This is a genomic window from Lactobacillus sp. VURO6/B1 (VP7), assembly GCF_058139575.1.
Genome location: NZ_JBVOWJ010000019.1, coordinates 1 through 5,036, shown reverse-complemented (window position 1 = coordinate 5,036; position 5,036 = coordinate 1). Strand labels below are relative to the sequence as shown.

Sequence of the window (5,036 nt, the reverse complement as noted above, 5' to 3'; positions counted from 1 at the left end):
CGACCCCGATCAAATATCGAAATCGTGCATTGAGTCTTGCGTAATATTAAAATGTCTAACTTTTTAGTTGCACTTCAATTTGATATTTATTTTGGACTTGTTCTTTTTGATAAGACGTCAAATTATACAATTGTCCACATCGAAATAGTAGTCCATCTTTTACTTTTCTTCCTGCAAATCCAGTGTAACCACCTAAGGAACGCCAATTAGTAATTTCCCTTGTCATTTTTAATACCCCAGTTACCTATTAAATTTAATATTAACAATTATAATTTTTTAGAAAAAATATTTCTACTAATAAAAAACCTGCTGGCAATTAAACCAGCAGGTCTGTTATAAATCGAATTACTAATTAGCTTTCTCTTTGCTTTTATAAATACAGTTAAAAATAACAGATATTAATATAGCAACAAGTGAAACGAAGTAAACCCCTTTTAAAGCACTGAAAAGTACTTGTCTTAGCTGTGGAATTAAGTTCGCAGATAGTTCTTGAGCTTTAGCTGATGAAACTATTTTGTTCATCATGCCTGGTGTTAAATTTGGATGTTTTGCAAGTTGATGTGCCACCACAGTATTGAAGGTAATACCAAAAATGGAAACCATCATAGTCTGACCTAAATACCTCATTAATGTGTTAAAGGAAGTGGCAACACCAATATTTTCTTTAGAAACTAAAACCTGTGACCTAACCTGTGATGCGGTTAGAACTCCACCAAAGGAAAAGCCATTAAGCGTTGCTATGACGCAAAATACCCAAAACGGAGTATGAATAGGAACAAGCAGTAACATACAATCAGCCACTAAAAGAACTGTAAGCAATCCAAAGAAGGTTTTTCTCACACCCCAGCGACTTAGCATGCCCCCGATCAAAAATGAACCTACAACCCACATAACAGAACTTGGAGTTACGGCAAAACCTGCTATAGTAGCAGAAGTTCCGTTAATGCCCTGCATCCAGGTTGGAATATAAAATTCAAAGCCAATAACTACTCCGGCAACAAGCAGGGTAATCATATTAACAGCCAAGAACTCTCTGCCCTTAAGCATTGAAAGTGGCATTATCGGATCAGCAGCACGCTTTTCTTCATGATAAAAGATAATTGCACTAACGATGATTAAAGCAACTAAAGCGACTAAAATAAGCGGTTTAATGGTGCCAAGATCTTGTAATGTAAACATTAAGGTTAAAAGCAAAATAACCAGCCAAAATGTTCCTTTAACGTCAAGTTTAGTCTTTTGCTTATTCTTTGGTTCATTTAAGAAAAAGACAATTAATAAAAGTGCAATGATACCAATTGGCACATTAATGTAGAAAACCCAGTGCCAAGAAAGATTTTGCACAATAAAGCCACCGAGTAATGGAGCAATGACTGAAGCTACGCCCCAAAAACCAGAGTTGAGACCCAGCATTTTTGTTCTTTTTTCCAGACTATATAAATCTGCAATTATTGTCATCGCAACTGGTTGAACAGCTCCAGAACCCAGTCCCTGAATTACACGGAATAAAATTAGTTCAACCATGTTCTGAGCCTGACCACAAAGTGCGGACCCAATCACAAAAAGCGCTATTCCAAATAGAAAAATTGGTTTACGACCAAAGCTGTCTGCTAATTTGCCATATAAAGGAGTCGATACAGCAGTCATAAACAAAAATATGGAAACAACCCAATTCATAATTTCTAATCCATTCAGATCGGAAACAATTGTTGGCATTGCAGTAGAAACGATTGTACCTTCAATGGCTGTCATAAATGTCGTCATAAAAATCGCAATCATTACTACTCGTACATTTGTCTTCTTCACAATTACAACTCCTTCATTAGCTGCTAAAATTATTTATTTTCATGAACAAAATTTAAAAGATCTTGAACTTTGTCCGTTTGCTCCCATGGTAAATCAATATCTGTTCTGCCAAAGTGTCCGTAAGCTGCTGTTTGCTCATAAATCGGCCGCCTTAAATTAAGCATTTTAATTATTCCCGCTGGGCGCAAGTCAAAGACTTTACGTACTGCTTTTGTTAAAAGTTCATCATTTACTTTACCAGTTCCGGCAGTATCAACCATAACTGAAACTGGATGAGCAACACCAATTGCATAAGCTAATTGAACTTCACAGCGATCAGCCAAGCCTGCAGCAACAATATTTTTAGCCACATATCTGGCAGCGTAACTGGCACTGCGGTCAACTTTTGTCGGATCTTTTCCTGAAAATGCACCACCACCGTGGCGAGCATAACCACCGTAAGTATCAACAATAATTTTACGTCCAGTCAATCCTGAATCACCTTTAGGTCCACCAATAACAAAGCGACCTGATGGGTTAATCAGAAACTTGGTCTTTTCATCAAGGTATTTAGCAGGTATTACCTTTTTAATTGCCAAATCAATCATAGCTTGACGAATTTCTTCGTTTGAAACCTGATCATCGGTTTGTGTTGAAATAACAACGGTATCTACACGTGTTGGTTTTTGTTTTTCATCATATTCAACAGTCACTTCTGCCTTAGCATCAGGTCTAAGCCAAGTTAAAGTACCATCTTTACGTAGCTTGGCAACCTGTCTCATCAAGCGATGGGCAAGCGAAATAGGCAAAGGCATTAATTCAGGCGTTTCATTGATTGCAAAACCAAACATTAAGCCTTGATCTCCCGCCCCGATTTGATCAAGCTGATCTTCGTCAGATTGATTTTCACGCGTTTCAAGAGAATGATCAACGCCTTGAGCAATATCAGGTGATTGTTCATCAATATCAATTAAGACAGCGCAATTATTGCCATCAAAGCCAAGTTCAGGTTTATCATAGCCAATTCTCAAAACTGTCTTGCGAACAATTCCTTGAATATCAACATAAGCACTTGTTGATATTTCACCAAAGACATAGACAATACCAGTATTGACGATGGTCTCACAGGCCACATGAGCTTGAGGGTCTTTGGCAATAATAGCATCCAAAATTGCATCAGAAATCTGATCAGCAATCTTGTCTGGATGACCTTCAGAAACAGATTCTGAAGTAAACAAACGTTTTTCCATATTAGTCCCCCTATAGACAATAGCTATTCGGTTACAAGGCATCTCCGTTTAAGGATCCTCTCAGGACTTGAACCGATTTTTTTAAAAATTTTCGTTCTATGTTCTTATATATTATATTGATAATAAAAAAAGCTACCGCATGTTCGGTAGCCATAGAACGATGGAGGATACAGGGCTCGAACCTGTGACCTCCTGCTTGTAAGGCAGATGCTCTCCCAGCTGAGCTAATCCTCCAAAGTGACCCGTACGGGATTTGAACCCATGTTACCGCCGTGAAAGGGCGATGTCTTAACCGCTTGACCAACGGGTCATTGTTCTGAATCAAAGCACTTTTAATAGTATACCTATTTTGAAAGAAAATGCAAGGATTCAATTTATTAAATCAATAAATAATGGCGGCGCGAACTTCCCTTCACACCACCATCATTATGGAGGATACAGGGCTCGAACCTGTGACCTCCTGCTTGTAAGGCAGATGCTCTCCCAGCTGAGCTAATCCTCCATTTTGTTGTCATCTCTCGACCACTCTTAATAATTTAGCATAAGTTTCTATTTATGTCTACATTTTTTTGAAATTTTTGTTTGATTAAGGTAATAATTATAAATTTAATACCTATAAAGCCATTGTTTACAAATAGTTAATTAAACTTGAACTTAGTAGAAACTATATCTAATTTAATTTTTATTATTAAAATACGGATTCAATATTTATCTGTGAAAAAGTATAGTCTCTGTAGCTCAATATAAAAATAAATAAGATTTAGATAAAATATTTTTATTTTATCCGAATCGGTTACTTTATATTATTCTACTCTGGTTCTGCACTTACTACATCTGAAATCCATATATCTTGAGTATTATCGCCTGCAGCCATAAAGATCAGTTCGGGCTGGTCATCATCTTCATTCTCGATTTCTTCAACAAAAATAGTTTTTTTGCTCCCATCTTTAAGTGTAAAAGTAACATTTCTTGCGCGAAAATTGGCAATTATTTCTGGTAAAGTCATTTTATGCGGATTCATATTTAACTTCCATATTGATTTTATAAAATTTAATTCTAATTTTTTGACAGATGTGAAACAAACTAGGATGTTCAACTTTATATTGCAATTTTCGGTCCTCTTTTTATAATAATATTAAATTTGCTTCTTATTTTTTTATCAATGTTTCTGCTTTTTTAATAATCTTTTTCAAATCGTTGAGCCATATATCTTTTTTTGTCTCATCGTAAGATTCAGTAAATTCTGGAATTACATCATTTAAATAATCTTCCATATTAGGATTGTCTATTGCTAGTTGATCTGTTTCATCCGCAAAATAATCTTGAATAGTAAATACATATATATAAAGTTCTTTAGCTTTAAACGCTCTCTTTAAAACATTTATTGCTTCTTTCTCACTTGCCTTCAATTATACTCCGCTTCCTTTCTAGTTCATGTTACATAATCATAGTTATTATTTCTCTTATATCAACCTATTTTATTAAAGTTATTTTCTAATAGAATTTAGTAGACTTTATTTCTTAAGTTTATTGTTAAAAATATTTCATTAACATTTTAAAGTTACATGTTTGCCAAGCAAATCTCTAATCTTCCTGCTTATAAATTCGGCCAAGCCCCACTTGTTCACTTTGTTACTAATTATATTATGATTACAGTTTAAATCAATTAAAGTAAAGTCAGATCAACAGATAATAAAATTATTCTATTAATCTTAGTAGGTTCATACAGTAAGTTCTGAAAGTAGCTTAACTTTCAGGATTCACTTCGAACTTTTTATAAATTAAAAGCTGCTAAACATAGATTTAGCAGCTTTTATTATTTTATTTACGGAGTGTGAGAGATTTGAACTCTCGATACAGGATTAACCCATATACATGATTTCCAATCATGCTCCTTAAGCCACTCGGACAACACTCCAAAATTAAACTCCGGCTGTCAGACTCGAACTGACGACATCTTGATTAACAGTCAAGCGCTCTACCAACTGAGCTAAGCCGGAATAC

General features: G+C 35.1%; 5 protein-coding genes, 5 tRNA genes and 1 riboswitch. All 10 genes read right to left on the bottom strand.

The window, feature by feature from the left end; genetic code table 11:
* Window positions 1–55: 55 nt before the first annotated feature.
* Window positions 56–226, bottom strand: a complete 171-nt coding sequence (locus tag ACZ2M0_RS09220) for a tyrosine-protein phosphatase (RefSeq protein ID WP_490059259.1) — start codon at window positions 224–226, stop codon at window positions 56–58.
* Window positions 227–348: 122 nt separating this feature from the next.
* Window positions 349–1,803 (bottom strand): MDR family MFS transporter, encoded by a 1,455-nt coding sequence (locus ACZ2M0_RS09215; protein WP_490059258.1) that lies wholly within the window; start codon window positions 1,801–1,803, stop codon window positions 349–351.
* Between the two features lie 29 nt (window positions 1,804–1,832).
* Window positions 1,833–3,032, bottom strand: a complete 1,200-nt coding sequence (metK, locus tag ACZ2M0_RS09210; protein ID WP_490059257.1) for a methionine adenosyltransferase — start codon at window positions 3,030–3,032, stop codon at window positions 1,833–1,835.
* Window positions 3,030–3,110, bottom strand: a riboswitch (SMK box riboswitch). It overlaps the preceding gene by 3 nt.
* A gap of 83 nt (window positions 3,111–3,193) precedes the next feature.
* A tRNA-Val gene (locus ACZ2M0_RS09205) sits at window positions 3,194–3,266 on the bottom strand.
* 4 nt (window positions 3,267–3,270) lie between these two features.
* Window positions 3,271–3,342, bottom strand: a tRNA-Glu gene (locus ACZ2M0_RS09200).
* A 119-nt stretch (window positions 3,343–3,461) separates the two neighbouring features.
* Window positions 3,462–3,534, bottom strand: a tRNA-Val gene (locus ACZ2M0_RS09195).
* A gap of 306 nt (window positions 3,535–3,840) precedes the next feature.
* Window positions 3,841–4,053 carry a hypothetical protein gene (locus tag ACZ2M0_RS09190; protein ID WP_490059256.1) on the bottom strand — a complete coding sequence of 71 codons (213 nt, stop codon included), beginning with the start codon at window positions 4,051–4,053 and terminating at the stop codon, window positions 3,841–3,843.
* Window positions 4,054–4,180: 127 nt separating this feature from the next.
* Window positions 4,181–4,441: a hypothetical protein gene (locus tag ACZ2M0_RS09185; RefSeq protein ID WP_223903030.1), complete on the bottom strand. Its 261-nt coding sequence runs from the start codon at window positions 4,439–4,441 to the stop codon at window positions 4,181–4,183.
* 419 nt (window positions 4,442–4,860) lie between these two features.
* A tRNA-Ser gene (locus ACZ2M0_RS09180) sits at window positions 4,861–4,950 on the bottom strand.
* A gap of 9 nt (window positions 4,951–4,959) precedes the next feature.
* Window positions 4,960–5,032, bottom strand: a tRNA-Asn gene (locus ACZ2M0_RS09175).
* Window positions 5,033–5,036: the final 4 nt, after the last annotated feature.